General features: G+C 67.6%; 26 protein-coding genes. 9 read left to right on the top strand and 17 right to left on the bottom strand.

Features of this window, described 5'->3' with window-relative positions; translation table 11 throughout:
- Positions 1-85 precede the first annotated feature (85 nt).
- The 3 genes from ABWV23_RS06190 to ABWV23_RS06200 all read left to right on the top strand — a co-directional run bounded on the left by ABWV23_RS06190 (position 86) and on the right by ABWV23_RS06200 (position 2,495).
- The gene (locus tag ABWV23_RS06190) at positions 86-793 is read left to right on the top strand and encodes a DUF484 family protein (protein WP_353346040.1); all 708 of its coding nucleotides are present in this window, start codon (positions 86-88) and stop codon (positions 791-793) included.
- Positions 790-1,713, top strand: a complete 924-nt coding sequence (locus ABWV23_RS06195) for a tyrosine recombinase XerC (protein WP_353346042.1) — start codon at positions 790-792, stop codon at positions 1,711-1,713. The genes ABWV23_RS06190 and ABWV23_RS06195 overlap by 4 nt, the downstream gene beginning before the upstream one ends.
- Before the next feature lie 77 nt (positions 1,714-1,790).
- A complete protein-coding gene (locus ABWV23_RS06200) occupies positions 1,791-2,495 on the top strand; it encodes a CDP-alcohol phosphatidyltransferase family protein (RefSeq protein ID WP_353346044.1) in 705 nt (234 codons plus the stop codon).
- Between the two features lie 10 nt (positions 2,496-2,505).
- Here the strand turns inward: ABWV23_RS06200 and ABWV23_RS06205 are convergent, their stop codons facing one another.
- From ABWV23_RS06205 to ABWV23_RS06240, 8 genes are all read right to left on the bottom strand, one after another.
- Positions 2,506-2,973 (bottom strand): hypothetical protein, encoded by a 468-nt coding sequence (locus tag ABWV23_RS06205; protein ID WP_353346046.1) that lies wholly within the window; start codon positions 2,971-2,973, stop codon positions 2,506-2,508.
- An 83-nt stretch (positions 2,974-3,056) separates the two neighbouring features.
- The gene (locus ABWV23_RS06210) at positions 3,057-3,539 is read right to left on the bottom strand and encodes a methylated-DNA--[protein]-cysteine S-methyltransferase (RefSeq protein ID WP_353346048.1); all 483 of its coding nucleotides are present in this window, start codon (positions 3,537-3,539) and stop codon (positions 3,057-3,059) included.
- A complete protein-coding gene (locus tag ABWV23_RS06215; RefSeq protein ID WP_353346050.1) occupies positions 3,520-3,885 on the bottom strand; it encodes a VOC family protein in 366 nt (121 codons plus the stop codon). The genes ABWV23_RS06210 and ABWV23_RS06215 overlap by 20 nt, the downstream gene beginning before the upstream one ends.
- A gap of 143 nt (positions 3,886-4,028) precedes the next feature.
- A complete protein-coding gene (ileS, locus tag ABWV23_RS06220; protein WP_353346052.1) occupies positions 4,029-6,965 on the bottom strand; it encodes an isoleucine--tRNA ligase in 2,937 nt (978 codons plus the stop codon).
- A 324-nt stretch (positions 6,966-7,289) separates the two neighbouring features.
- On the bottom strand, positions 7,290-8,000 hold the full coding sequence (locus ABWV23_RS06225; RefSeq protein WP_353346054.1) for a VIT1/CCC1 transporter family protein: 711 nt from the start codon (positions 7,998-8,000) through the stop codon (positions 7,290-7,292).
- A 66-nt stretch (positions 8,001-8,066) separates the two neighbouring features.
- Positions 8,067-9,074: a YcjF family protein gene (locus ABWV23_RS06230; RefSeq protein ID WP_353346056.1), complete on the bottom strand. Its 1,008-nt coding sequence runs from the start codon at positions 9,072-9,074 to the stop codon at positions 8,067-8,069.
- On the bottom strand, positions 9,071-9,523 hold the full coding sequence (locus tag ABWV23_RS06235; RefSeq protein WP_353346058.1) for a GNAT family N-acetyltransferase: 453 nt from the start codon (positions 9,521-9,523) through the stop codon (positions 9,071-9,073). The genes ABWV23_RS06230 and ABWV23_RS06235 overlap by 4 nt, the downstream gene beginning before the upstream one ends.
- Positions 9,520-10,938: a YcjX family GTP-binding protein gene (locus ABWV23_RS06240; RefSeq protein ID WP_353346060.1), complete on the bottom strand. Its 1,419-nt coding sequence runs from the start codon at positions 10,936-10,938 to the stop codon at positions 9,520-9,522. The genes ABWV23_RS06235 and ABWV23_RS06240 overlap by 4 nt, the downstream gene beginning before the upstream one ends.
- A gap of 99 nt (positions 10,939-11,037) precedes the next feature.
- Here ABWV23_RS06240 and truA point away from each other — a divergent pair, with 99 nt between their 5' ends.
- Entirely contained in the window at positions 11,038-11,811 is a 774-nt protein-coding gene (gene truA, locus ABWV23_RS06245; protein WP_353346062.1) for a tRNA pseudouridine(38-40) synthase TruA, read from the top strand.
- A 79-nt stretch (positions 11,812-11,890) separates the two neighbouring features.
- On the opposite strand, the gene ABWV23_RS06250 is transcribed toward truA, so the two are convergent.
- The 9 genes from ABWV23_RS06250 to ABWV23_RS06290 all read right to left on the bottom strand — a co-directional run bounded on the left by ABWV23_RS06250 (position 11,891) and on the right by ABWV23_RS06290 (position 20,325).
- The gene (locus ABWV23_RS06250; protein WP_353346064.1) at positions 11,891-12,763 is read right to left on the bottom strand and encodes an amidohydrolase family protein; all 873 of its coding nucleotides are present in this window, start codon (positions 12,761-12,763) and stop codon (positions 11,891-11,893) included.
- A gap of 62 nt (positions 12,764-12,825) precedes the next feature.
- Entirely contained in the window at positions 12,826-14,640 is a 1,815-nt protein-coding gene (locus ABWV23_RS06255) for a feruloyl-CoA synthase (protein ID WP_353346066.1), read from the bottom strand.
- Between the two features lie 3 nt (positions 14,641-14,643).
- On the bottom strand, positions 14,644-15,126 hold the full coding sequence (locus tag ABWV23_RS06260) for a MarR family winged helix-turn-helix transcriptional regulator (RefSeq protein WP_353346068.1): 483 nt from the start codon (positions 15,124-15,126) through the stop codon (positions 14,644-14,646).
- Positions 15,123-15,899, bottom strand: a complete 777-nt coding sequence (locus tag ABWV23_RS06265) for a crotonase/enoyl-CoA hydratase family protein (protein ID WP_353346070.1) — start codon at positions 15,897-15,899, stop codon at positions 15,123-15,125. The genes ABWV23_RS06260 and ABWV23_RS06265 overlap by 4 nt, the downstream gene beginning before the upstream one ends.
- 182 nt (positions 15,900-16,081) lie before the next feature.
- Positions 16,082-16,780: a fumarylacetoacetate hydrolase family protein gene (locus ABWV23_RS06270; RefSeq protein ID WP_353346072.1), complete on the bottom strand. Its 699-nt coding sequence runs from the start codon at positions 16,778-16,780 to the stop codon at positions 16,082-16,084.
- A 47-nt stretch (positions 16,781-16,827) separates the two neighbouring features.
- Positions 16,828-17,265 carry a type II 3-dehydroquinate dehydratase gene (gene aroQ, locus ABWV23_RS06275; RefSeq protein ID WP_353346074.1) on the bottom strand — a complete coding sequence of 146 codons (438 nt, stop codon included), beginning with the start codon at positions 17,263-17,265 and terminating at the stop codon, positions 16,828-16,830.
- A 62-nt stretch (positions 17,266-17,327) separates the two neighbouring features.
- Positions 17,328-18,158 carry a hormone-sensitive lipase gene (locus ABWV23_RS06280; protein WP_353346076.1) on the bottom strand — a complete coding sequence of 277 codons (831 nt, stop codon included), beginning with the start codon at positions 18,156-18,158 and terminating at the stop codon, positions 17,328-17,330.
- A gap of 253 nt (positions 18,159-18,411) precedes the next feature.
- Positions 18,412-19,569, bottom strand: coding sequence for an acyl-CoA dehydrogenase family protein (locus ABWV23_RS06285; RefSeq protein WP_353346077.1), 1,158 nt, complete (start codon positions 19,567-19,569; stop codon positions 18,412-18,414).
- A 78-nt stretch (positions 19,570-19,647) separates the two neighbouring features.
- A complete protein-coding gene (locus ABWV23_RS06290) occupies positions 19,648-20,325 on the bottom strand; it encodes a TetR/AcrR family transcriptional regulator (protein WP_353346079.1) in 678 nt (225 codons plus the stop codon).
- Positions 20,326-20,403: 78 nt separating this feature from the next.
- On the opposite strand from ABWV23_RS06290, the gene ABWV23_RS06295 reads away from it, so the two are divergent.
- Genes ABWV23_RS06295 through ABWV23_RS06315 form a run of 5 tightly spaced genes read left to right on the top strand, consistent with a single transcriptional unit; the run spans position 20,404 to position 25,298 of the window.
- A complete protein-coding gene (locus ABWV23_RS06295; protein ID WP_353346082.1) occupies positions 20,404-21,723 on the top strand; it encodes a flavin-containing monooxygenase in 1,320 nt (439 codons plus the stop codon).
- On the top strand, positions 21,720-22,622 hold the full coding sequence (locus tag ABWV23_RS06300) for a bile acid:sodium symporter family protein (protein ID WP_353346084.1): 903 nt from the start codon (positions 21,720-21,722) through the stop codon (positions 22,620-22,622). The genes ABWV23_RS06295 and ABWV23_RS06300 overlap by 4 nt, the downstream gene beginning before the upstream one ends.
- On the top strand, positions 22,619-23,557 hold the full coding sequence (locus ABWV23_RS06305; RefSeq protein ID WP_353346086.1) for an SDR family oxidoreductase: 939 nt from the start codon (positions 22,619-22,621) through the stop codon (positions 23,555-23,557). The genes ABWV23_RS06300 and ABWV23_RS06305 overlap by 4 nt, the downstream gene beginning before the upstream one ends.
- Entirely contained in the window at positions 23,554-24,315 is a 762-nt protein-coding gene (locus ABWV23_RS06310) for an SDR family NAD(P)-dependent oxidoreductase (RefSeq protein WP_353346088.1), read from the top strand. Before ABWV23_RS06305 ends, ABWV23_RS06310 begins: the two co-directional genes overlap by 4 nt.
- 17 nt (positions 24,316-24,332) lie before the next feature.
- Positions 24,333-25,298 carry an NAD(P)-dependent oxidoreductase gene (locus tag ABWV23_RS06315; RefSeq protein WP_353346401.1) on the top strand — a complete coding sequence of 322 codons (966 nt, stop codon included), beginning with the start codon at positions 24,333-24,335 and terminating at the stop codon, positions 25,296-25,298.
- Positions 25,299-25,351 lie beyond the last annotated feature (53 nt).

A 25,351-nucleotide genomic window follows, 5' to 3' on the forward strand; every position in this document is an offset into this window, starting at 1 on the left:
CCGGGTTTTCGCGGAATCGTCGGATTTTTCGGCCCAATTCCGCGAAACCCGTGATATAAGGCGCGCAAGACCAAAAGAGGCGGACATGAGCAGCAGCCCGAAACTGGAAGACAACCTGCGCGCGGCGATCATCGCGAAACCCGACGCGATTCTCGAGGATCGCGACGTGATGCACGCGCTGATCGCGGCCAACGAACGTGCGATGGGCGGCAATATCGTCGACCTGCGCGGCATCGCGATGGAACGGCTCGAGGCCCGGCTCGACCGGCTCGAGGACACCCACCGCAGCGTCATCGCCGCCGCTTACGAAAATCTCTCGGGCACCAACCAGGTGCATCGCGCCATCCTGCGGATGCTCGACCCGACCGAGTTCGAGGTGTTCCTGCGCGACCTCGGCGGCGAGGTGGCCGAGATCCTGCGCGTCGATACCATCCGGCTGGTGCTGGAAACCGCGCAGAACGGCGAGGATCCGGCGGTCAGCCGCCTCGACGGGGTGCTGGTGCTGACCGGGCCGGGGTTCGTCGACGACTTCCTGACCCAGGGCCGTGGCGGCCAGCCGCGTCAGGTCACCCTGCGCCAGCTGCAGAAGGGGTCCGAGCGGATCTATGGCAAATCGGCCGAGTTCATCCGCTCCGAGGCCGCGCTGCGGCTCGATTTCGGCGCCGGCCGCCTGCCCGGCCTGCTGGTGATGGGCGCCGAGGATCCGCATCAGTTCACCCCCCAGCACGGCACCGACCTGCTGGCCTTCTTTGCCGGCGTGTTCGAACGCACGATGCGCCACTGGCTCAAGTGAGCCTCGAGATCTCGGCCGCCTGCCGCGATGCGCTGCAGGATTGGCTGAACCGGCAAAGCGCGCTCTCGGGCGCGGCACAGAACACCCTGACCGCCTACCGCACCGATGTGGCCGGTTTCCTCGCCTTCATGGCCGAGCATCGCGGCGGCCCGCAGGGCATGGCCGCGCTGCAACAGATCACCGTCACCGACATGCGCGCCTGGATGGCGCAGGCACGCGGCACCGGCATTTCCTCGCGCTCGCTGGCGCGCAAGCTCTCGGCGGTCAAAAGCTTCTACCGCTGGCTGGCCGAGCGCGAAGGGTTCGACCCCACCGCCGTGCTGGCCGCCCGCTCGCCCAAGTTCCAGAAGAAACTGCCGCGCCCGCTGGCCCCCGACGCCGCCCGCGCGGTGATCGACACCGTCGAGCTGCAATCGCAGACGCCCTGGGTCGCGGCCCGCGACGTGGCCGTGATCACGCTGCTCTATGGCTGCGGGCTGCGCATCTCCGAGGCGCTGGGTCTCACCGGCGCCGACGCGCCGCTGGGCGCCAGCCTGCGCATCCTCGGCAAGGGCGGCAAGGAACGGGTGGTGCCGGTCCTGCCCGCCGCGCGCGACGCGGTCGATGCCTACCTGCGGCTCTGCCCGCACCCGAAGGACCCCAAGGCCCCGCTGTTTCGCGGCGTGCGCGGCGGCGCGTTGAACGCGCGGCTGATCCGCGGCGCGATGGCGCAGGTGCGGATGCAGCTCGGCCTGCCGGCCTCGGCCACGCCACATGCCATGCGCCACAGCTTCGCCACCCACCTGCTCGAGGCCGGCGGCGATCTGCGGTCGATACAGGAACTCCTGGGCCATGCCTCGCTGTCGACGACCCAGGCCTATACCGCCGTGGATACCGCCCACCTGATGGAGGTCTACGCCCGCAGCCACCCCAAGGCGTAGGACCGCCGCGACGGAACCGGGCAAGACAAACTCGCGCAGCAATTGCGATTTGCCTGATTTTGCGCCATGACGGTCCCATGACACCCCAATTGCGCGCCCTTTTCGTCCATCTTTTCACCGCCACCGGCGCGGTCTTTGCCATGCTCGCCATGCTGGCCGCCGTCCGCGAGGAATGGAGCCTGATGTTCCTCTGGCTGGTGGTCGCCTTCTTCGTCGACGGCATCGACGGGCCGATGGCGCGGCGCTATCACGTCAAGCGGTTCTCGCCCGAGTTCGACGGCGTGCTGCTCGACCTGATCATCGATTACCTGACCTATGTGTTCATCCCCGCCTTCGCCCTGTTCCAGTCCGGGCTGATGGACGGCTGGACCGGATGGGTGGCGATCTTTGTCATCACCTTCACCAGCGCGATGTATTTCGCCGACACCCGGATGAAGACGCAGGACAATTCGTTCAAGGGATTTCCCGGCTGCTGGAACATGGCGGTGCTGGTGTTCTTCGCGGTCGAGCCGAATTTCTGGATCATCCTCGGCTTTGTTGCCGCGCTGGCGGTGGCGATGTTCCTGCCACTGAAATTCGTGCACCCGGTGCGCACCGAGCGCTGGCGCGTGGTGACGCTGCCGGTGGCGCTGGCCTGGACCTTCTTCGCCGGCTGGGCCGCATGGGTCGATTTCCACCCCGACAGCTGGGCGCATTGGGGGTTGCTGGGCTGCAGCTTCTACCTGCTGTTCGCCGGCATCGCGCAACAGATCATCCCGGCCCGCGACGCGCAGGCCGGGTAACCGGACACGATCAGAGTACGTCCTCGATTTCGATCTCGCGCCCCTGGAAGGCAAAGCTGTCGCCGGCCTTCAACCCGTCCATCGCCTTGTAGATCGGGCTTTCGGGCGAGATCCCCATATAGGTCACGCCGTCCACATCGAAGCGCGCGGTCGACACCGCGACGATGAGTTTTCGCCCGTCAAAGGTGACGATCGCGCCGGGCCGCACCGTGTCGGTTGGGGTGAAATCCAGGTTCTCGATCACGTCAACCTTGGCATGATGGGTCATCACCGGGTGGTGAAAGGCCGCGGCCAGGCCGACCGCCTCGGTCGAGGCCGAGATTTCGTCGCGGTCATGCCCCTCGCGGTCGTCAAGGACCGAACCCTCCATATGCGCCTCGTAATGCGCCAGGGCGGTCGCCAGTTCCTCGGATTCCAGCGACAACAGCTTGTCGGTAACGGCCTTTTTCAGCGCGGCGCGATCCTGCGAATTGCTCATCGGTCTTGTCCTTCCTCACGACATTTGCAGTAAGGTGGTGTGCCCCGGCAGCAATTGCAATCGGCTTTTGAAGGCACCGCCGCTCAGATCAGAAAGCCGCCGGCGCCCTCAAGACGCAGCAGCGCAATCTTGGTCTCGACGCCGCCCTGTCCGGAATACCCGGTCAGCTTTCCCCCCGCCCCCATCACCCGGTGACAGGGGATCAGCACCGGGATCGGATTGCCGCCACAGGCCCGCCCGACCGCCTGCGCCGACTGGCCCAGGTCGCGGGCAATCTCGCCATAGGTACGGGTCTCGCCATGGGGGATCTCCAGCATCGCGGCGCAGACCGCGCGCTGCGCCTGCGATCCCTCGACCCGCAGCGGCAGGTCAAAGGCGCGGCGTTCACCGGCGAAATAAGCCAAGATCTGTTCCCGGGCTTGTCGCAGCAGCGGGGTATCATCGACCCCGCCCGCCTGCCAGTCAACGCGGGTAATCGCGCCGTCCTCCTCGGTCAGGCTCAGCACCCCGACCGGCGTGTTGACGCTCATGCGCGCCGAACCGGCCTCAGAGCTGGCGCGCGACATACCATTGCGTCCCGCAAGGCGTGCGGAACCCGCCGCGCCGGTCACCGTCGCCCTTTTCCATCATCGGCTGGATTTCCTCGGCCCCCAGGGCCAGCGCCCTGGCAAAGGCGGCGTCCGGATCGGGCAGGTAGACATGCACCATCGCCCCCGACCCGCCCTCGGCCCCGCCCATCATCAGCACGGTGTCGCCGATGCGGCATTCCGCGTGCATAATGCGATCCCCATCCTGCACGACGCGCAGCGCCTCGGCGCCAAAGACCTCGGCACAGAACGCCAGCACCGCGCGCGGATCGGGCACCACGAGGTAGGGCGCAAGCGAGGTATAACCATCGGGTTTGTACGACATGGGGTCGATCCTAGCCGATTCCACGCCGTTTCGACAGCCCGCCGCGCTCATCCCCTTGTCACCCCGGCCGCCAGAGCCGGGGTCCCCTATCGCAGCAACCAGAACCCGGAGCAGGTCCGGGATGACAGGCGTTGGCCCGGCACTCAGCCCAGCGCGGTGTTGCAGCGTCCGCAGACGCCCGGATGCGGGTGCTGACCGACGTCGGGCAGGATCTTCCAGCAGCGCTGGCACTTCTGCCCTTCCGCCTTTTCGAACACCACGCCGACGCCCTCGACCTCGGGCATGCGGAAGGCCTCGTTCGGACGCGGATCGCCGGTCAGCACGATATCAGAGGTGATGCAGATGTCCTCGAAATCGACCGAGCGCAGCGCCGCCAGCACCTCCGGGTCGTTCACGTGCACCACCGGCGCCGCCTCGAGGCTCGCGCCGATCACCTTCTCGCGGCGCTGGACCTCCAGCGCCGCGGTGACCGCCCGGCGCACCTGCCGGATGCTGGCCCATTTCGCCGCCAGCGCCTCGTCGCGCCAAGCGGCGGGCGTCTCGGGGAAATCGACCAGGTGGACCGAGCTGTCGTCGCCCGGGAACCGCTCCAGCCAGACCTCTTCCATGGTAAAGACCAGGATCGGCGCCAGCCAGGTGGTCAGCCGGTGGAACAACGCGTCCAGAACCGTCCGCGCGGCGCGGCGGCGCGGGGTGTCTCCGTCGCAATAGAGAACGTCCTTGCGGATATCGAAGTAAAAGGCGCTGAGTTCCACGGTGGCAAAGGTGAACACCGACTGGAACACCGACTGAAAATCGAACGACGCGTACCCGGCACGCACCTGCTCGTCCAGTTCCGCCAGCCGGTGCAGCACCCAGCGCTCCAGCTCGGGCATCTCGGCGGGCTCGACCCGGTCGCTTTCGCTGAAATCACCCAGGCTGCCCAGCATGAACCGCAGCGTGTTGCGCAACCGGCGATAGCTGTCGGCGACCCCTTTCAGGATCTCCGGCCCGATCCGCTGGTCGGCGGTGTAGTCGGTCTGCGCCACCCACAGCCGCAGGATATCGGCGCCGTACTGCTTGACCACCGCCTCGGGCACGATGGTGTTGCCAAGCGATTTGGACATCTTGATGCCCTTCTCGTCCAGCGTGAACCCGTGGGTGACCACGTTGCGATAGGGCGCCCGGCCGATGGTGCCGCAGGCCTGCAACAGCGAGGAATGGAACCAGCCGCGGTGCTGGTCGGTGCCCTCCATGTAGACATCCGCGATGCCGTCCTCGGTGCCGTCGGCACGGTCGCGCAGCACGAAGGCATGGGTCGAGCCGGAATCGAACCACACGTCCAGAACGTCGAACACCTGGTCCCACTCTGCCGGATCGTGATCGCCGCCCAGGAACCGCTCCTTTGCCCCTTCGGCGTACCATGCATCGGCACCCTCGGCCTCGAAGGCCTCGGCGATGCGGGCGTTGACCTTGTCGTCGCGCAGCAGGAAATCCGGGTCGGTCGGCAGCGCGCCCTTGCGGATAAAGCAGGTCAGCGGCACGCCCCAGGCGCGCTGGCGGCTCAGCACCCAGTCCGGCCGGCTCTCGATCATCGAATACAGCCGGTTGCGCCCGGTCTTGGGGGTGAATTTCACCAGCTCGTCGATCGAGCTCAGCGCCCGGGTGCGGATGGTCTCGCCGTATTGATCCTGCCCGTCGCCGACGGCGCGGTCGATGGCGACGAACCATTGCGGCGTGTTGCGATAGATCACCGGCGCCTTGGAGCGCCAGCTATGCGGGTAGGAGTGCTTGATCTTGCCGCGCGCCAGCAGCCCGCCGACCTCGGTCAGCTTGGCGATCACCGCAGCGTTGGCCTCGCCCTCCCAATCGCCCTTCTTGGGCTTTTCACGCAGGATGCGCTTGCCGCCGAAGAACGGCAGATCGGCCCGGAACGAGCCGTCGTCCGTCACGTTGTAGGTGATGACCTGCTCCAGCATCCCCAGCCCGCGATAAAGCTCGTATTCCTCCATCCCGTGGCTCGGCGCGCAATGGACAAAGCCGGTGCCCTCGTCCTCGGTGACGAAATCGGCGGCGCGGAAATCGCGCAGGTCATCCCATTCGCCGTTCGATCCCTCGGCCCCGGCCAGCGGGTGCGACAGGCTCAGACCGCTCAACTCTTCCGCCGTCACGTCGCGGACGCGGGTGTACATCTCCGGCTCCAGCCGGGCGCGGGTCATCACGTCGCCGGCCAGCTTGTCGGCGAGGATGTACTTGTCGCCGACGCTGACCCAGCATTCCTCCGGCGTGCCGGTGACCTCGTAAAGGCCATAGGAGATACCCTCGCCGTAGACCACAGCCTTGTTGCTGGGCATGGTCCAGGGGGTGGTGGTCCAGATCACCACGTAGGCGCCGGCCAGGTCGGCCCCGGCAGGCTCGGCCACCTTGAACTTCACCCAGACGGTAAAGCTCTCCTTGTCGTGGTACTCCACCTCGGCCTCGGCCAGCGCGGTCTGCTCGATCGGCGACCACATCACCGGTTTGGAACCCTGGTAGAGCGTGCCGGTCATCAGGAACTTCATGAATTCCTCAGCGATCACCCGCTCGGCGTGGAAGTTCATCGTCAGATAGGGATCGGCCCAGTTGCCGGTGATCCCCAGCCGCTTGAATTCCTCGCGCTGCACGTCGACCCATTCGGCGGCGAACTTGCGGCACTCCTGCCGGAAATCGTTGACCGGCACCTCGTCCTTGTCCAGCCCCTTGGCGCGGTACTGTTCCTCGATCTTCCACTCGATCGGCAGCCCGTGGCAATCCCAGCCGGGGATATAGCGGCTCTCATGCCCCATCATCTGGTGGCTGCGCACGATCATGTCCTTGATCGTCTTGTTCAGCGCGTGACCGATGTGCAGGTGGCCGTTGGCATAGGGCGGGCCGTCATGCAGGGTGAACGGCTTGCGGCCCTCCGCCTTCTCGCGCAACCGGTCGTAGATGCCGATCCGCTCCCAGCGCGCCAGCCACTCGGGCTCGCGCTTGGGAAGGCCTGCGCGCATCGGGAAATCGGTCTTGGGCAGGTTCAGGGTGTCTTTGTACTCGGGCGTATCGGTGGGGGTGTCGGCGCACATTTGCGGCGTCCTTCGGAAAATCGTGTGGGAACGGTCGGTTGGGTCGGTGCGAGGGCTCAACACCTTTGCCCGGCGTCTCCTTGGGTCAGAGCGCCGGGGCGGTAATTCGAATGAAGATGACGCGCGTATGGGTCATGGCCCGCCTTATAGGCCTGGCTGCGCGCGGGGTAAAGTGCACGCGCCCCACCATGCGCCCGCCCTGTCCCCCCGGGCACGCCCGGGGCCTCCCGATTTACCCCTTACCTGTCCTCCCGGACTTGATCAGGGGCCTCCCGACAACCCGAGCAGATCCCGGGTCAGGTCCGGGACGACAGGAAGACCCTCTCACAGGGTGAACAGCGACCCCACAGCATAGGCCAGACCGGCCGCCACCCCGCCGATCGCCAGCGTCTCCAGACCCGACCGCCACCAGGGCGCCAGCGACCAGCGGCTTTTCAGCGCGCCGATGGCAAAGAACACCCCGGCGGTCATCCAGCTCGACAGGGCAAAGGCCCCCTCCACCCCCAGTACGAAGGGCATCAAGGGCACCATCCCGGCAACGAGAAAGGCGGCAAAGGTGGCGATGGCGGCCTTCATCGGGTGCGGGTCCACCCCGGCCAGCCCGTATTCGCCCTCCAGCATCAGCTGGATCCAGTTCTCGCGGTCGCTGCAGATCTCCTCGGTCGCCTCCTCCAGCACATGGCCCGACAGCCCCTTGCGCGACAGGATCTCGCGCACCTCCTGCCGCTCGCCCTGCGGATAGCGGTCGATGTGGCGCTCCTCGACCTGGCGCAGGCGGTGCATGTCGTCCAGCTCGGCCTTGGTGCCCGAATAATTGCCCGCCGCCATCGAAAACCCGTCGGCCAGCACGTTGGCCAGCCCCAGCGCCACGATGACAAAGGGCGACAGCCCGGCGCCCGCCACCCCGGCCACGATAGCGAATGTGGTCACCGATCCGTCGATGGCGCCATAGACCACGTCGCGCAGATAACCGCGCCCCTGCGGCGCGCCGACCCGCGCGGCGATCTCTTCCTGGCTGTGGCCGTGCTCCGGCATGGCGGCTCCCTCGCTGTCCCCGGATGTCAGGCTAGCCGACCCGGTCGCCCCCTCCCTTGCGCCAGATCAAGACCGCCCGCTGCCCGGCAGCAGCCCGGTCAGGGCCCGCTTGATCATGCCGCGGATCGAGGGACGGTGGCGTTTCGAGAACGGCAGCGGCCGGCAGACCTCCATCGCCGCGACGCCGACCCGAGCGCTGAGCGCACCGTTGACCAGCCCCTCGCCGAACCGCCGCGACAGCTTGGTCAGGATCGACCCGCCCAGAACCGGCTCCAGCAGGTCGTCGCCCACAGCCACCGCGCCGGTGGCCACCAGGTGGGCAAAGACCGCCCGCGTCAGCCGCCAGCTTCCCAGCACGCCCGAGCGCCCGCCATAGATCTCGGCCACCCGCCGGATCATCCGCAGGTTGGCGACCAGCGCGGCGGCCACGTCGGCCAGCGCCAGCGGCACCAGCGCGGTCACCGCCGCCACCTGCCGCGCCGCCGCCTCGACCTCGCGGCTGGCCGCCTGGTCGAGCGGGGCCAGAACCTCGTCCTCGACCAGCGCCAGAACGGCACCGGCGTCGAACTGCTCCTCCACCTGCCCCTCCAGCCGCGCCCGGCCCCAGCGGGTCTCTTCGCGCCCGGCGTAAAATGCGATCATCCGCCCGGCGACGGCGCGCGCGGCACTCAGATCCTCCTCTGCCAGCGCCGAACCCGCGGCCCGGCGCAGTCCGTCGATCCGCTTCAACCGCCCGATCGCCGCCAGTTCGCGAAAGCTCAGCAGCGCCATCACCAGGAGGAAAGCCGCGATCAGCGCCGTCATCGCCCAGCCCAGCAGCGGCGCGCGCGCCAAAAGCCCCATGACGAAATCCCAGGCCGCCAGCGAGATCACCGCCCCCAGCAGCGCCCCGGCCAGCCCCCAGGCCCAGCGCGCCAGCCGCGACGGGCCACGGGATGCCAGCCGCGCCGCCCTCGCCATCGCCCGCCCTTCGACGGGCGGTTCCATCGCATCGGGCACCGGCGCGGCGCGGGCCACGTCCGGGGCCGGCTCGCCGCTCTCTTCCAGGTCGATCAGCACCGGGCCCTTGGTCATCGTGCGCCCTCCCTTCGCCATTCCATCGTGATATCCGGCAGCCCCTCGTCATTGTCGGCGCCATCGCTGCGCCCGACCTCAATGAACCCGTTGCGCCGATAGAACCGCCGCGCCCCGGCGTTCTGCTCCAGCACCTTGAGCCGCAGCCGGTCGCACCCCTGCTTGGCGACCTCGAGCAGGCTTTGGCCCACCCCGGCGTTGCGGGCCTCAGCCGTGACGTAAAGCGCGCAGACCTCCATCCCGTCGCAGGCCAGAAACCCGGCGACCCGACCGCCGGCCATCTCGGCCACCGTGACCCAGCCGCGTTCGATCATCGCGCCGCAATCGGCAATGGTCTCGGCCCCCGACCACAGTGTCGGGCCACCGTACAATTCGGCCTGGAAACCGTACAGAATATCGCCCATCGCCCCGGCATCCAGCACCCGGGCGGGGCGCAGATGCAGGCTCACAACCGGTCTCCGAACAGGAACTGCGCGGCCCGGTCCAGCCGGATGTGCGGCGGCCCGTCGCCCGGCGCCAGCGTCAGCCGCGCCGGCGCGAACCGCATCGCGCCGAACTCCGCATCCAGCCAGGCATCGGCCCCTTCACGCGCCGGCCCCAGCAGGCGCGCGGGATCCTCGGGCAGTTCCCCGGGATAGAACGCCGCCTGCCGCCCGTCCTCCAGCAGCCGCCCCCGCACGCAGGCCAACTCGCGCCCCTCGTGGCGGCGCGTCTCCTCCGTCGTGGCGCGCAGCGAGGCGATGGCCATCGCCTCGGTCTCGGCCCCGGCGAACTGCGCCCGGTCCCGTGCCCCGCGCGTCAGCGCCGCCATGATCGCGGTCAGCCGCGCGTGCTGGCTGTGATGCAGATGGTCCGCCTTGGTCGCCGCGAACAGGATGCGGTCAACCCGCCGCCCATGCCAGAGCTGGCTGAGAAAGGCATTTCGCCCGGGCCGGAACGACGACAGGATATCGCCCATCGACCGCGCCAGGTCATCGACCGCGCGCGGCCCGCGATGGATCGCCCCCAGCGCATCGACCAGCACCACCTGCCGGTCGATCCGGGCAAAGTGATCGTTGAAGAACGGCTTGACCACCTTGGCCTTGTAGGCCTCGAAGCGCCGCTCCATCTGGCGGTGCAGCGACCCGCGTCGCGATGCCCCCGCCACCGGAACCGGCGCAAAGGTCAGCACCGGCGAGCCGGCCAGGTCGCCGGGCAGCAGGAACCGCCCCGGCGGGATGCAGTCATAGGACCCCTTGCCGCGCGCCCCCGCGAGATAGCTGGTAAAGCGCCGCGCCAGGTCCTGCGCCAGCGCCTCGTCATGCGGCGCCTCGGGATCGGCAGAGCGGGCCAGCGCCATGAACTCCTGCGCGTCATCGCGGCGGTCCAGACGTTCCAGCGTGTCCTGCGCCCACTCGCGATAGCTCTTGTCCAGCAGCCCGAGGTCCAACAGCCACTCGCCGGGGTAATCGACGATATCCAGATGCACCGTGCGCGGCCCCTGCAACCCGGCCAGCAACCCCGACGGGCGCACCCGCAGCGACAACCGCAGTTCCGAGATCATCCGGGTGCTGTCGGGCCAATGCGGCTCCGGCGCGGAGAGCGCGGCCAGGTGGACCTCGTAGTCAAAGCGCGGCAGGGTCAGGTCCGGCTGCGGTTGCAGAAAGGCCGCCTCGATCCGCCCCTCCTGCTGCGCCAGCAGGCCGGGCATCCGCCCCCGGTCCAGCAGGTTGGCCACCAGCGAGGTGATGAACACCGTCTTGCCCGACCGCGCCAGCCCGGTCACGCCCAGCCGGATCACCGGCTCGAACAGGGTCTCGGAAATCCGGTCGCCCACGGTTTCGACCCCGCGCGCGATCCCGTCTGCCAGTGTTGCGATGACCAATCCGGTCTCCTGCCTTTGCCTCGCCCCAAGATAGGCATGCCGCCCGCCGGCGCCAAGCGGGACTTGCCCCGGCCCCGCGCCCGCGTTACCAGCCCGACCATGCCGCGATACGCATTGAAAGTCGAATACCAGGGCGCCCCCTTTGCCGGCTGGCAAAGGCAGAAGGACCAGCCGTCGGTGCAGGGCGCGATCGAGGCGGCGCTGGCGCGGCTGGAGCCGGGACCGCATACCATCGCCGCCGCCGGGCGCACCGATGCCGGCGTGCACGCGCTGGGACAGGTCGCCCATTGCGATCTGCAAAAGGACTGGGATCCGTTCCGCCTGTCGGGGGCGCTGAACCATCACCTGAAACCCGCGCCGGTGGCCATCGTTGCCGCCGCTCGGGTGGCGGACGACTGGCACGCGCGGTTCTCGGCGCGGGAGCGGCAGTACCTGTTTCGCCTGCTGATGCGCCGGGCACCGGCCACCCATGACAAGGGCCAGGTCTGGCAGATCGCGCACCGTCTGGACGCGGGCGCGATGCAGGCCGGCGCCGACATGCTTCTGGGCAATCATGATTTCACCACCTTCCGCAGCTCGATCTGCCAGGCCGCCAGCCCGGTCAAGACGCTGGACGAGTTGCGGGTGGAACAGGTCGAGGGATTTTCCGGCCCGGAGATCCGCTTTCACGTGCGCGCGCGGTCCTTCCTGCACAACCAGGTGCGCAGCTTCGTCGGTACGTTGGAGCGGGTCGGCGCCGGCGCCTGGAGCCCCGAGGACGTGCGCCGCGCGCTCGAGGCCCGAAACCGCGCCGCCTGCGGCCCGGTCTGCCCGCCGCAGGGCCTTTACCTCGCGCGGGTCGGCTACCCGGACGACCCGTTCGCGGGCCTCTGAGCCTCAGGTCATTCCGTTCCTTTTCGGGTCCGAAACACTCCGGACAGCGCGAGGGGCCGCCCCCGCGCCCCCGCCCGGATCACATCAGCCCCAGCAACCGCGCCGCGTTGGTCTTGGTGATGGCCTCGCGCAGCTCGTCCTTGATGGCGATCTTCTCGAAATCCGCCAGCCATCGCTCCGGCGTGATCATCGGCCAGTCCGAGCCGAACAGCACCTTTTTCCTGAGGATCGAGTTGCAGTATTTCACAAGGATCGGCGGGAAGTACTTCGGCGACCAGCCCGAGAGGTCAATGTAGACGTTGGGCTTGTGCTGCGCCACCGACAGCGCCTCTTCCTGCCAGGGAAACGAGGGGTGGGCGAGGATGATCTTCAGGTCCGGGAAATCCACCGCCACGTCGTCGATCACCATCGGGTTGGAGTATTTCAGCCGCATCCCGTTGCCGCCCGGCATGCCCGAGCCGACCCCGGTCTGCCCAGTGTGGAACAGCGCGATGCAGCCCTCCTCCGCCAGCGCCTCGTAGAGCGGATAGGCCATGCGGTCGTTGGGCCAGAACCCCTGCATGGTCGGGTGGAACTTGAACCCCTTGATCTTGTACTCGCGGATCAGCCGGCGCGCCTCGCGCACGCCCATCTTGCCCTTCCACGGGTCTATGCTCGCGAACTGGATCAACACGTCGCTGTGCTCGGCCACCTGTTCGGCGACCTCATCGTTGGAATAGCGGCGATAGCCGGTCTCGCGCTCGGCATCGACCGGAAAGATCACCGCCGCGATGTTCTGTTCGCGGTAATGCGCGGCGGTCTGGGCAATCGTCGGCGGGTGGCTCCAGGGCGCACCGAAATACCCGGCCATGGTCGCCTGCAGGTCGTCGTAACCGTCGTCGGCGTGGCAACCACAGGGTTCCTCGGCATGGGTATGGATGTCGATGGCGCGGATTTTCGTAAGATCAACCATGGGTCTGGTCCTTGTTCGTTGACGTGCAGGGGAGCGGCGCTCCGATCGGTATGGGGCCGGAGTCAGATCCGCGTCACGCAGGGGTCCGTTCCGGCATAAAGCCGCGCCAGCAGGTCGGCGCGACGGGTCAGCACCTTGCGAAAGTTCAGGTTGCCCTTGGCGGTCATCTCGCCCTCGCCCATCGAGGGCGGCTCGGAGAGCACAATGGCGCGGGCGACGCGGGCCGAACTGCCCGAGACCTCGCGGGCGCGCTCGGCCAGCCGTCGGTGGATATCCGACAAGAGCTGCGGGTCCGACAGCGCGCCATCCCGGGCCTGCGTGCCGTAGCCTTCGGCCGCAAGCTCGGCCAGGTTGGGAAAAATCATCACCCCGATCTCGTCGCGATCGGCCCCGGTGATCACCAGGTCGGCGGCCAGCGGCGCGAGGCAGGACAACATGTCGAGCCGGAGCTGCCCGGCGCGCACCCATGTCCCGGTGGTCAGCTTGAAATCCTCGGAGATCCGCCCGTCGAACCGCATCCCCTTGTTGACGTCCTCGGGGTCGACGAAACACATCGCGTCGCCGGTGATGAAGAACCCCTCCTCGTCAAAGGCCTGCGCCGTCCGTTCCGGATCGCGGAAATAGCCCGGCATGATGTTCGGTCCCTTGGCGCGCACCTCGCAGCGGCCGTCCTGATCGGGGATCAGCTTGATCGTCACCCCGGTCATCGGCACCCCCACCACGCCCGAGCGCGTGGTCGGCTCCTGCTGGATCATGGTGGCCGGCGCGGTTTCGGTCAGCCCCCAAGACGAGGTCATCAGCGGCACCGCGCCCCGGACCTGCATCGCCATCTCCTCGAAGCCGGTCCAGACGTCCTGCGGCAGCGAGGCGCCGGCGTAAAAAAGCATGTCGAGGTCGGAAAACAGGGTCTGGCGCAGCTTTTCGTCCCTGCGCGCCGCCTCGAGCATCATCGCGTAACCGACCGGCACGTTGAAGATCGCCGTGCCGGGCACCAGCGACAGGTTCTCGACGGTGCGGTCGAACATCCCCGGCACCGGCTTGCCGTCGTCGATGTAAAGACTGCCACCGTTGGCCAGCATCATGTTGAAATTATGCGAGCCGCCGAACACGTGGTTCCACGGCAGCCAGTCGACGATCACCGGCGGCCGGTCGCGCAGGAAGGGCAGCGAATCCGCGATCATCGCCTGGTTGGCGCACATCATCCGATGGGTGGTCATCACCCCCTTGGGGTTCGAGGTAGAGCCGGATGTCATCAGGATCTTGACCACCGAGTCCGGCGTGACGGCGGCAAAACCGGCTTCCACATCCGTGCCGGCGTCGCCCTTCAGCAGATCGGAAAATGGCACCGCCCCGCAGTTGCTTGGACGGGACGAGACCACCTCGACCCCCTCGAAGACATCCAGCGCCAGCGCCTCGGCATAGTGATCGGCTTCGACGGTATAGACCAGGCGCGGCTCGATCAGCTCCATCGCGTGGCGCAACCGCCCATGGGCGCCGGGGATCAGCGAATACTGCTCGGCCACCGGCACCACCGGGATGCCGACGTATTGCCCGGCCAGCGCCAGGATGCCGTGATCCACCCCGTTGCCCGACAGCACCATGATCGGCGTTTCCGGCCCCAGCCCGCGTGCCATCAGGGCGGCGGCCACCGCGCGCACCTGCTCCAGCATCTCGGCATAGCTCAGCGCGCGCCAGCCGGCGCCGCTGCGCTCCGCCAGGAACACCCGTTCGGGCGCTTCAGCCGCCCATCGGTGCAGCCAGTCGCCGGTGCGTTCGGCCACCGGGCTCAGCCCATAGGCCGAGCGCAGCAGGATCGTGCCGTCGTCGCGGACCTCGCGCAGGACCTTGTGCGGCCGGAACCGTGTTGTGCGTTGCATGTCTCATCCTCCCTCGAACCCCCGCCGGATCACGGACATCGCCGCGATCACGGCCTGTTTGGCCTCCTCGTCCATCCCGTTCAGAATGCGCGCCTCGTGACCGCGCACCGCCTCCAAGGCCCGGTCATACAGGCGCCGCCCCGCCAGCGTCGGGTTCAGCGCATAGGCCCGACGGTCCGTCGGCACCCGGTCGCGGGTGATCAGCTCGCGCCCCTCCAGCTCGTCGATGATCACCACCAGGTTCGCCCGCTCGACATCCAGCGCCTCGGCCAGTTGCGACTGGCGCAGGCCGGGATTGTCCACGATCAGCACCAGCGCCGAATAGGTCACCATGCGCAGGCCCAGCGGCTTCAGCGTCTGGTTCAGGTCGGCCTGCACCCCGTTGAAGGCGCGCTTCATGTGATAGCCGATGAACTCGCGCAGGGTCGCGTCCGAGACCCGCGCGCCCCCGGCTTCCCCCCGGGGGGTCGCGGCGGGGCGGCTCACCGCCCCTGCCCGAAGCTGGGCACGCGTTTCTCGAGAAAGGCCGCCAGCCCCTCGACCGCGTCCGGGCTGGTCTGGGTCAGCGCGGCGCACAGGCTTTCGGTAAAAAGGCCGCCGGGCTTGTCCATGTCCTCGATCCGGCTCAGCGCCTGGATCATGATGTAGTTGGACAGCGGCGCGTTGTCGGCGATCTTGCGCGCCAGCTCCATCGCCCTGGGCAGCGCCTCACCCGTCCCCACGGCATAATGCGCAAGGCCCAGCGCAACGCCCTCCTCGGCGTTGTACTTGCGCCCGGTCAGCATCATCTCGATCATCCGGTCGGCACCCAGGATGCGGCCCACCCGCACGCTCGCACCGCCACCGACATAGATGCCGCGCCGCCCCTCGGGCAGTTGGAAGATCGCCGACGGCTCGGCAATCCGCACATGGGTCGCGGTCGCCAGTTCCAGCCCGCCACCGATCACCGCGCCCTCCAACGCGGAGACCACCGGCAAGCCGCCGTACTGGATGCGGTCCATGACCGCATGCCAGCCCCGCGAATGGCGCATGGTGCCCTCGGCATCGCGCGCCACGTGCTCGCTCAGGTCCAGCCCCGAGCAATAATGCCCCTCTGTCCCGGTCAGAACCGCCACCTTGGCCCCCTCCGGCGGCTTGGAGAAAAACCCGTCGATCTCCTCCAGAAGCTGATCGCACATGGCGTTGCGCTTGCCCGGGCGGTTCATGGTGAGCACGGCGATATCGCCCTGAAGTTCGACCTTGAGCATCGGCTGGGTCATGGTTGGCTCCCCGGTTTCGGCACGCCCGGCAGGCGGCGATGTTGAATAACTGTTATGATCTATAACTAAAAACGCACGGATTCGCAATCGCTGATTTTTTGGGCACGAAACGACAAACAGCCGGGGTTTCCCCCGGCCGCTGCATCACGTCAAAACCACATGCCCCGACGGGGCGCCGTGCCCTATTCCGCCGGCCCGATCGTCAGGGCGATCGGATCAAGCCCGTCGATCCCGCCGGTGATCCGGTCGCCCGCGACCACCGCCCCAACGCCAGCCGGCGTGCCGGTCATGATGACGTCGCCCGGCTGCAGGTGATAATACTTCGACAGGTCGGCGATGACCTCGGGCACACTGTGGATCAGCTCGCCCAGATGCGCGTCTTGCCGGGTCTCGCCGTTGACCTCGAGGTGAATGCGCTGCGGCCCGATCTCGCCCAGTTCCGCCGCGCGGGTCAGTGGCGCGAACACCGCCGCCCCCTCGAAATCCTTGCCCAGGTCCCAGGGCCGCCGCTTGTCCTTGCCGATCTGCTGCAGGTCGCGCCGGGTCATGTCCAGCGCGCAGCCATAGGCATAGATGGCCCCGGCCGCCGCCTCGGCATCGACCCGGAACACCGGCTTGCCGATCACCAGCGCCAGTTCCATCTCGTGATGCAGGTCCGCGGTCCCCGGCGGATAGGGCAGGGTCGCGCCACTGGCCAGCGCGGCCTGCGGCGACTTGGTGAAATAGAACGGCGCCTCGCGGTCCACCTCCGCGCCCATCTCGGCGGCATGGGCGGCATAGTTTCGCCCGACGCAAAAGATGCGCCCCACCGGGTATTCCGCCGCTTCACCCTTGACGGGGATCGAGCGCACCTCGGGCGGCTCGAAAAGGTAATCGGTCATCTCACGCGTTCCTTGCTTTTTTCGAAATCTGTTCTGTGGCGGGCGGCTCAGCCCAGCAGCACCGCCATGCGGCGCAGCGCCAAGCTGTATCCCTGCACCCCGAAACCGGCGATCACCCCTTCGGCGCGTTGCGACACATAGGAGTGATGGCGAAAGCTCTCGCGCTTGTGCACGTTCGAGATATGCACCTCCAGCACCGGCCCCTCATAGGCGTTGAGCGCATCGAGGATCGCCACCGAGGTATGGGTGTAGGCCGCCGGGTTGATGATGATCCCCGCCGCCTCCTCGCGGGCGCGGTGGATCATCTCGACGATCTCGCCCTCGTGGTTCGACTGGAACAGCTCCGTCTCCAGCCCCAGTTCCTTGCCCAGCGCGGCACAGCCTTGCGCCACGTCCTCCAGCGTCTCGGCGCCATAGATCTCGGGCTCGCGCTTGCCCAGCAGGTTGAGGTTGGGACCGTTGAGGATATGGATCATCCGGGCCATGTCAGCGTCCTGTGATAGGGGTCAAGGCGCAACCTAGGCAGCTGGCGGCAAAGGCGCAACCGCTAGCCTTGGCCGACCAGCGCCCGCACGAGGTCGCTTTCGGGCCGGGCCAGCTCGCCCACCACGGTGAAATGAGTGTGCCCGGGGTCATAGTGATCGCGCACCCGCGCCCCGCCCTCGCCCCAGACCTCGGCGATCAGCCGGGTCTGGCGCAGGAATTCCGGCCGCTCCGCCGTGCCGACCCAGAACCGCAGGTCCAGGTCCCGACGTGGCGCGCACAACACCGCGCTCTCCGCCGCCGCCTCCTCGGGGGTCAGCCCAAGGATGTCGTTCATCCGCGTCCCCAGCAGCGGCCGAAGATCATGCAGTCCGCTCAGCGAGATCACCCGGTCAAGCCGCGCCGCCACCGCACCCGCCAGCGGCCCACCGGCACAGCCCATCCGCGACACCAGCTGCCCGCCGGCAGAATGGCCGATCAGCCGCAGCGGCCCCTCCACCCGCGCCGCCGCCGCACCCACCGCCTGCGCGATCTCGCCGGTCATCTGCGAAATCCGCCCCTCGGGCGCCAGCGTATAGCTTGGCATCGCCACCGCCCAACCCGCCGCCAGCGGCCCGGCGGCCAGGTGCGACCAGACCGACTTGTCGAACTTGTGCCAATAGCCACCATGAACGAACACGACCAATCCCGCCGCCGTGCCCTCGGGCCGGAACAGATCGAAGCGATTGCGCGCGCCGGGGCCATAGGGCAGGTCCAGCTCGCCCCGCGCGGTGGCGCGAAACGCGGCCGCCTGCCGCGCCCAGCCCCCGGCCAGTTCGGCCGCGCCGGCCACGTGTCCGGCATTGTCAAAGGCTTCGTCCCAGTCGATCGGCCAGGCCGTCCGTGCGTCGCTCATCCTGCGGTCTCCTCCACAACCCCGCGCCAGCCTAGGCGCGCGACGGCCCCCGAACAAGCTCCCCGCCGAGCTCCGCGTCCGGCCCCATGGCCTTCGCCGTCCCGCGCCGGCCCCACCCACACAGGATCACGGGCGCACAAAGCAGGAAAGCGCCACCATGACATGGCGACGCCTTCTTCTCTTGCCCAAATACTCCCGCCGGAGGCTCCGACGCCGGCCGAACGCGGCCCCGTCGGAAACCGGCGCGCGCCGCTCACACGTCGAGCGAGCGCGCGATCAGCTCCTTCATGATCTCGTTGGTGCCGCCATAGATCATCTGCACCCGGCTGTCGGCGTAAAGCCGCGCGATCGGGTATTCCATCATGTAGCCATAACCGCCGAACAGTTGCAGGCATTCATGCACCACCTCGTTCTGGGTCTGCGAGCCCCAGTATTTCGCCATCGAGGCGGTGGCCGCATCCAGCTCGCCCACCTCCAGCCGGGAGATGCAGTCGTTGACGAAACTGCGCAGCAGCTCCGCCTTGGTCTTCATCTCGGCCAGCTTGAAGCGGGTGTTCTGGAAATCCATCACCCGGCTGCCGAAGGCCTTGCGCTCCTGCACGTATTTCACCGTTTCCGCGATGGCGAAATCGATCACGCCCAGCGCCGTCAGCGCGATCAGCAACCGCTCCCACGGCAGTTGTTTCATCAGCTGGTAGAACCCCTGCCCCTCCTCGGCGCCCAGCAGGTTGGTCATCGGCACCTTGACGTCCTCGAAGAACAGCTCGGCGGTATCGTTGGCCTTCATCCCCAGTTTCTTGAGGTTGCGGCCCCGGCGGAACCCCTCGGCGCCCTCGGTCTCCAGCGCGATCAGCGACACGCCCTTGGCGCCCGCGCCCTTGTCGGTCTTGGCCACCACGATGATCAGGTCAGCGGTATGCCCGTTGGTGATAAAGGTCTTTGCCCCGTTCAGCCGGTAGGAATTGCCATCCTTCTCCGCCGTCGTCCGCACCGCCTGCAGGTCCGATCCGGTGCCCGGCTCGGTCATGGCGATGGCAGCCACCATCTCGCCCGAGACCAGTTTCGGCAGCCAGCGCGCCTTTTGCTCCTCGGTGGCGAAGCTCACCAGGTAATGCATCACGATCGACTGGATCGAATAGCCCCAGCCGCTGTCACCGCGCGCGCCCTGCTCGTAAACGGCGATGGAATCGAACCCGATACCGCCGCCCGAGCCACCGAACTCTTCGGCGATCGCACCGCCCATCAAGCCGGCCTGCCCCGCCTTGGTCCAGAAGGCCCGGTCGACCATGCCGGCCTCGTTCCAAGCCTCGATATTGGGCACCAGTTCGTCATCGTAAAAGCGGCCGACGCTGTCGGCGAACATCTGGTGCTCGTCCTGCGCCCAGCCGGACGTCTTGGTGATCAGGCTCATGTTCGTTCCTCCCAGAAATGCGGTGTCGCCCGCGATCCTAGGCGGCGGTCGGGCAAAGGCAATCCGCGCCGGGACGCGCTACGCAACGTCCCCGGCATCGTGCCGCCGCGTCAACGCGGCCTCGATCCCCGCCGCGCAGAAGGCCACCAGGTCCGCCACCGGCACCGCGCCGGCGTCCTCGCCCGCCAGCGCCCCGACCCGCCAGCCCGAGGTCACATGCGCCAGCATCGCCGCGACGGAATAGACGAACCCGGCCGCGACGGTGCGGCGCGGTGCCTCGGGGTACAGCGCGGCGACCTCGTCGATGAACCGGCCCGCCGTCGGGTCGAACCACTCGGCCGCCAGGTCGCGCCAGCGCGGATCGGCCGAGACATGGGCCACCAGCCGCGCATAAGCCAGCCATTGCGGCCCGCCGTCCCGCGCCCGCGCGACATAAGGGGCCAGGAAACAGGTGACCACGTCGCGCAGCCCCATCGGCCCCGCCGCCCGGCGCGCCTCCAGCGCCTCCAGCCGCAGCCGCGACAATTCTGCGGCGCGGCGCGCCACGGTCTGGTGAAACAGGGCCACCTTGCCGCCGCCGTGATGGTGCACCAGCCCGGCCTGAACCCCCGCCGCCGCGGCGATGTCGCGAATCGTCGCGGCATCGAAACCGCGCTCGGCAAAGATCCTTTCCGCCGCATCGAGAATGCGCGCGCGGGTCTGCAACGACCGCTTTGACGGGGCCCTTTTGCGTTGATCTTCCACGGTTTTTCCCATCCCGGCGCTCCTTCATGCAAATGCATATTGCGTTATTTTGTACGCATGTTCAATATAAGCTCAACTCAGGGAGGAGACATGACGGAAACGCGCGACAGGTTCGCCCTTATCGGGGCCGGACCAATGGGGCTGGCTGCCGCAAAGGTACTGGCCGAACAGAAGATCCCGTTCCAGGGGTTCGAATTGCACAGCGACGTGGGCGGGCTGTGGGACATCGACGGGCCGAAATCGACGATGTACGACAGCGCCCACCTGATCTCGTCCAAGAGGATGACGGAGTTCACCGATTTCCCGATGCGCGAGGAGGTCGCCGATTACCCCTCGCACCGCGAGTTGAAAACGTATTTCCAGGACTTCGCCAAGGAATTCGACCTCTACCGCCACTACCGGTTCGGCGCCGAGGTCACCAAGGTCGCGCCGCTCGGCGGGTCCGGCGAGGGGTGGCACGTCTGCTGGCAGGATGACGACGGCACGCACGACGCGGTGTTCGCCGGCGTGCTGATCGCCAACGGCACCCTGTCGGAGCCCAACATGCCACGTTTCGAGGGCACCTTCGACGGCGAGCTGATCCATTCCTCGGCCTACCGCAGCGCCAGCCAGTTCGACGACAAGCGGGTGCTGATCATCGGCGCCGGCAACTCGGGCTGCGACATCGCGGTGGACGCGATCCACCACGGGCAAAGCTGCGATCTGTCGATGCGGCGCGGCTACTACTTCGTGCCGAAATACGTCTTTGGCAAACCGGCCGACACCATGGGCGGGCTGATCAAGCTGCCGATGTGGCTCAAGCGACGGATCGACGGGTTGATCCTGAAATGGTTCGTCGGCGATCCGCAGCGGTATGGCTTTCCGAAACCTGACTATCAACTTTACGAGAGTCACCCGGTGGTCAACTCGCTGGTGATGCACCATGCCGGGCACGGCGATCTTGCGATCCGCCCCGACATCGTACGTTTCGAGGGAAAAACCGTACAATTCACCGACGGTTCGGCGCACGACTATGACATGATCGTCGCCGCCACCGGCTACAAGCTGCACTATCCCTTCATCGACAAGACGCTGCTGAACTGGCAGGGCGACGCACCGCATCTTTACCTCAACGCCATGCATCCCACCCGCGACGATCTTTTCGTGCTGGGCATGGTCGAGGCGAGCGGTTTGGGGTGGCAGGGGCGCCACGAACAGGCCGAGATGGTGGCGCGCTACCTTGCCGGGCTGCGTGACGGCACCACCGAGGCAAAGACGTTGCAACGGGAAAAGGCCAAGGGGTTCGACCGCGCCACCGGCGGCATGAAATACCTCGATCTGCCACGCATGGCCTATTACGTCGACAAGGCCACCTATCGCAGCGCCGTCACCGGCTGGATCACCCGGCTCAAGCGGGGACAGGCAGCATGAGCGGCATCGACGAGATCACTCTGAATTTCAGCCCCGCCTCGCTGACTCTGCTCAACGCGATCCTCGCCGTGGTGATGTTCTCGATCGCCATCGACCTCAAGCCCGAGGATTTCCACCGGTTGCGCCGGGCACCCAAGCCACTGATAATCGGACTTTTTTCTCAGTTCATCGTGCTGCCCACGCTGACCTACCTGATGATCCTGGCGACCCAGCCGCGCCCCTCGATCGCGCTGGGGCTGATCCTGGTGGCGGCCTGCCCGGGCGGTAATATCTCCAACTTCATCACCCATCGCGCGGGGGGCAATGCCGCGCTCTCGGTGTCGATGACCGCCTTTGCCACGGTGGGCGCGATCCTGCTGACCCCGGTCAACATCGCGCTCTGGGGCGGGCTTTACGGCCCGACCCGAAACATCCTGCGCGACACCGCCATCGACCCGGTGCAGGTGGCGATCACCGTGGGGCTGATGCTGGTGCTGCCGCTGATCCTCGGCGTGCAACTCAACCAGCGCCGCCCGGAATTGACCGCGAAACTCCACCGCCCGCTGCAGGCGCTGTCGATGACGATCTTCTTCGCCTTCATCGTGCTGGCGCTGGCGGCCAACTGGAATTTCTTCATGGGCTATGCCGGGGCGGTTGCGGGGCTGGTGATCCTGCACAATGCGCTGGCCTTCGGCGGCGGCTGGACCGTGGCCACCCTGACCCGGCTGTCGCCCTTCAACCGTCGCGCGGTGACGATCGAGACCGGCATCCAGAATTCCGGCCTTGGCCTGGTCCTGATCTTTGCCTTTTTCGGCGGCCTGGGCGGAATGGCGGTGGTCGCCGCATTCTGGGGCATCTGGCACGCCATTTCCGGCATCACGCTGGCCGCGCTGATGGCCCGGACCGAGGCGACGCGATGAGCAGGATCCTGATCACCGGCGCTGGCGGCATGGTCGGCCGCGCGCTGATGGCCGAACTGGCCGAAGCCGATCACGAGGTGATCGCGACCGACCTCGCACCGCCGCCCGATCTGCCCACGAACGCGCGCTTCACCCGCATGGACGTGACCAGCGGCGATCCCGCGCAGGTGATCGGTGCGGAACGGCCCGAGGTGATCGTGCACCTGGCCTCGATCGTCACGCCGCCGCCCGGCGCCGGGCGTGCCTTTGCCCATCGAGTGGATGTGGAGGGCACGCGCAAGGTGCTCGCCGCCGCGCTGGCCACCGGAACCCGACGGCTGGTGGTCACCTCCTCGGGTGCGGCCTATGGCTATCACGCCGACAACCCTGACTGGCTGCGGGAAAGCGACCCGGTGCGCGGCAACCCGGAGTTTCCCTATTCCGACCACAAGCGACAGGTCGAGGACATGCTGGCCCAGGTGCGCCGCACCGATCCGGGCCTGGAACAAGTGGTGCTGCGCGTCGGCACCGTGCTGGGCGCGGGCACCGACAACCAGATCACCGCGCTGTTTCGCAAGAAACGGCTGCTGACGATCTCGGGCAGCGACAGCCCCTTCGTCTTCATCTGGACCCGCGATCTGGCCCGCATCCTGTTGCGCGCGGCAACCGACGGGCCGGCGGGGATCTACAACGTGGCCGGCGACGGCGCGCTGACCATGTCCGAGATCGCCCAGCGGCTGGGCAAGCCGGTGCTGCGGCTGCCGGCCTGGAGCCTGAAGGCGGCCCTTGCCATCGCCCATCCGCTGCGGCTGTCGCGCTATGGCCCGGAGCAGGTGCGTTTCCTGCAATACCGCCCGGTTCTGGCCAACGACGCGCTGAAACGCGACTTCGGCTATGTGCCTGAAAAGACCAGCGCCGAGACCTTCGAGTTCTGGAAAACATGGGCAGGGCTATGAAACACGCGGTAATCTCCGGCGGCGCCGGCGGGCTGGGCCGGGCGCTGGCCGCGCAATTGCAGGCGGAGAACTGGGCCGTGGCGCTGCTCGACCTGTCTGTCGAGGGGTTGGAGGAAAACACCTCGCAACTCCCCCTCGCCTGCGACCTGACCGATGCGGCCAGCCTTGCCCGGGCCATGACCCGCATCGCGGAGTGGAGCGACGGCGCGGTCGATCTTGCGATCTACAACGCCGGCGTGACCCAGATCGGGGCGTTCGACGCCACCGATGCCGCCAGCCATCGGCGGGTGTTCGAAGTCAACTATTTCGCCGCCGTGGACATGGCCCGCGCCCTGTTGGCCCCGGTGCGCGCGGCAAAGGGCGCCCACTTGGCGATTTCCTCGGTCGCCGGGTTCTCGCCGCTCTATCACCGCACCGCCTATGCCGCCTCGAAACACGCGCTTGAGGGGTTCTTTTCCTCGCTGCGATCCGAGGAGCGCGCGCATGGTGTGCATGTCGCCATCGCCGCCCCCTCTTTCGTCGCCACCAATATCGGCAAGCCGGAGCGGGGGGCCGACGGCATCGCGCGCCCCGGGTCCGCCAGCGACGGGATGGACTACATGACCCCGGACCGGGCCGCCGTGGAAATCCTGCACGGGCTGGACCGGCACCGCGACTTCATCCCCGTGGGCCGCGTCGCGCGGCTGGCCTGGCGGATCAACCGGCTGTCGCCGCGCCTGTTCCAGCGGCTGATGGAGCGGAATATCGGCGGCAGCTGACTGCCGGCGTCTGCCCGATCCCCGACGCGCCAAGGCGGGCTTTCCGATCCCCGACCGGGTCGCTAAGGTCGCGCGCAGACGGGTGCGCCCGGCTAGAGCAAAAGCGAGAGGACGAGAGAATGGCGAAAGTTGCGTTTCTGGGGCTGGGCGTGATGGGATATCCGATGGCCGGGCATCTGGCCAAGGCGGGCCACGAGGTGACGGTCTACAACCGCACCCCGGCCAAGGCCGAGAAATGGATCACCGAGTACAGCGGCGCCATGGCCGCCACCCCGCACGAGGCGGCGGCGGGCGCCGATTTCGTGATGTCCTGCGTCGGCAATGACGACGATCTGCGCGCGATCTGCACCGGCGAGGACGGCGCCTTTGCCGGGATGGAGAACGGTGCGACCTTTGTCGATCACACCACCGTTTCGTCCAAAGTGACCCGCGAATTGTACGGTCTGGCCAAATCCGCCGGGCTGGGATTCGTCGACGCGCCGGTCTCGGGCGGCCAGGCCGGGGCCGAGAACGGGGTGCTGTCGATCATGTGCGGCGGCGATCAGGCGCAATACGATGCCGCCGAGCCGGTGATGCAGGCCTATGGCCGCAGCATCAAGCGGCTGGGCGAGAGCGGCGCCGGGCAGTTGACCAAGATGGTCAACCAGATCTGCATCGCCGGCCTGGTGCAGGCGCTGAGCGAGGGGGTCAACTTTGCCGAGAAGGCCGGGCTTGACGGCCGCGCGGTGGTCGAGGTGATCGCCGGCGGCGCGGCAGGATCGTGGCAGATGGTGAACCGGCACGAGACCATGCTGGACGATGAGTTCGAGCATGGCTTTGCCGTCGACTGGATGCGCAAGGACCTGGGCATCTGCCTGGATACCGCGGACGAGATCGGCGCCAGCCTGCCGGTCACCGCGCTGGTCGACCAGTTCTACAAGGACGTGCAGGCGATGGGCGGCGGGCGCTGGGATACCTCCAGCCTGATCAAGCGGCTGAAATAGGCGTAGGCCAAGTCCCACCCCGAAAACGAAAATGCCCGGGCGATGGCCCGGGC

Origin of the sequence: Aquicoccus sp. SU-CL01552 (assembly GCF_040365005.1) — a bacterium.
GTDB lineage: Bacteria > Pseudomonadota > Alphaproteobacteria > Rhodobacterales > Rhodobacteraceae > Antarcticimicrobium.

Bases quoted from the DNA above. Each gene is read 5' to 3' on its own strand.
- ABWV23_RS06285 (WP_353346077.1), bottom strand. From the start codon at position 19,569: ATGAGCCTGATCACCAAGACGTCCGGCTGGGCGCAGGACGAGCACCAG.
- ABWV23_RS06205 (WP_353346046.1), bottom strand. From the start codon at position 2,973: ATGAGCAATTCGCAGGATCGCGCCGCGCTGAAAAAGGCCGTTACCGAC.
- ABWV23_RS06300 (WP_353346084.1), top strand. From the start codon at position 21,720: ATGAGCGGCATCGACGAGATCACTCTGAATTTCAGCCCCGCCTCGCTG.
- ABWV23_RS06295 (WP_353346082.1), top strand. From the start codon at position 20,404: ATGACGGAAACGCGCGACAGGTTCGCCCTTATCGGGGCCGGACCAATG.
- ABWV23_RS06255 (WP_353346066.1), bottom strand. From the start codon at position 14,640: ATGCAACGCACAACACGGTTCCGGCCGCACAAGGTCCTGCGCGAGGTC.
- ABWV23_RS06310 (WP_353346088.1), top strand. From the start codon at position 23,554: ATGAAACACGCGGTAATCTCCGGCGGCGCCGGCGGGCTGGGCCGGGCG.
- ABWV23_RS06190 (WP_353346040.1), top strand. From the start codon at position 86: ATGAGCAGCAGCCCGAAACTGGAAGACAACCTGCGCGCGGCGATCATC.
- ABWV23_RS06250 (WP_353346064.1), bottom strand. From the start codon at position 12,763: ATGGTTGATCTTACGAAAATCCGCGCCATCGACATCCATACCCATGCC.
- ABWV23_RS06215 (WP_353346050.1), bottom strand. From the start codon at position 3,885: ATGTCGTACAAACCCGATGGTTATACCTCGCTTGCGCCCTACCTCGTG.
- ABWV23_RS06210 (WP_353346048.1), bottom strand. From the start codon at position 3,539: ATGTCGCGCGCCAGCTCTGAGGCCGGTTCGGCGCGCATGAGCGTCAAC.
- truA (WP_353346062.1), top strand. From the start codon at position 11,038: ATGCCGCGATACGCATTGAAAGTCGAATACCAGGGCGCCCCCTTTGCC.
- ABWV23_RS06280 (WP_353346076.1), bottom strand. From the start codon at position 18,158: ATGAGCGACGCACGGACGGCCTGGCCGATCGACTGGGACGAAGCCTTT.
- ABWV23_RS06270 (WP_353346072.1), bottom strand. From the start codon at position 16,780: ATGACCGATTACCTTTTCGAGCCGCCCGAGGTGCGCTCGATCCCCGTC.
- ABWV23_RS06225 (WP_353346054.1), bottom strand. From the start codon at position 8,000: ATGCCGGAGCACGGCCACAGCCAGGAAGAGATCGCCGCGCGGGTCGGC.
- ABWV23_RS06290 (WP_353346079.1), bottom strand. From the start codon at position 20,325: ATGGGAAAAACCGTGGAAGATCAACGCAAAAGGGCCCCGTCAAAGCGG.
- ileS (WP_353346052.1), bottom strand. From the start codon at position 6,965: ATGTGCGCCGACACCCCCACCGATACGCCCGAGTACAAAGACACCCTG.
- ABWV23_RS06265 (WP_353346070.1), bottom strand. From the start codon at position 15,899: ATGACCCAGCCGATGCTCAAGGTCGAACTTCAGGGCGATATCGCCGTG.
- aroQ (WP_353346074.1), bottom strand. From the start codon at position 17,265: ATGGCCCGGATGATCCATATCCTCAACGGTCCCAACCTCAACCTGCTG.
- ABWV23_RS06230 (WP_353346056.1), bottom strand. From the start codon at position 9,074: ATGACCAAGGGCCCGGTGCTGATCGACCTGGAAGAGAGCGGCGAGCCG.
- ABWV23_RS06305 (WP_353346086.1), top strand. From the start codon at position 22,619: ATGAGCAGGATCCTGATCACCGGCGCTGGCGGCATGGTCGGCCGCGCG.
- ABWV23_RS06200 (WP_353346044.1), top strand. From the start codon at position 1,791: ATGACACCCCAATTGCGCGCCCTTTTCGTCCATCTTTTCACCGCCACC.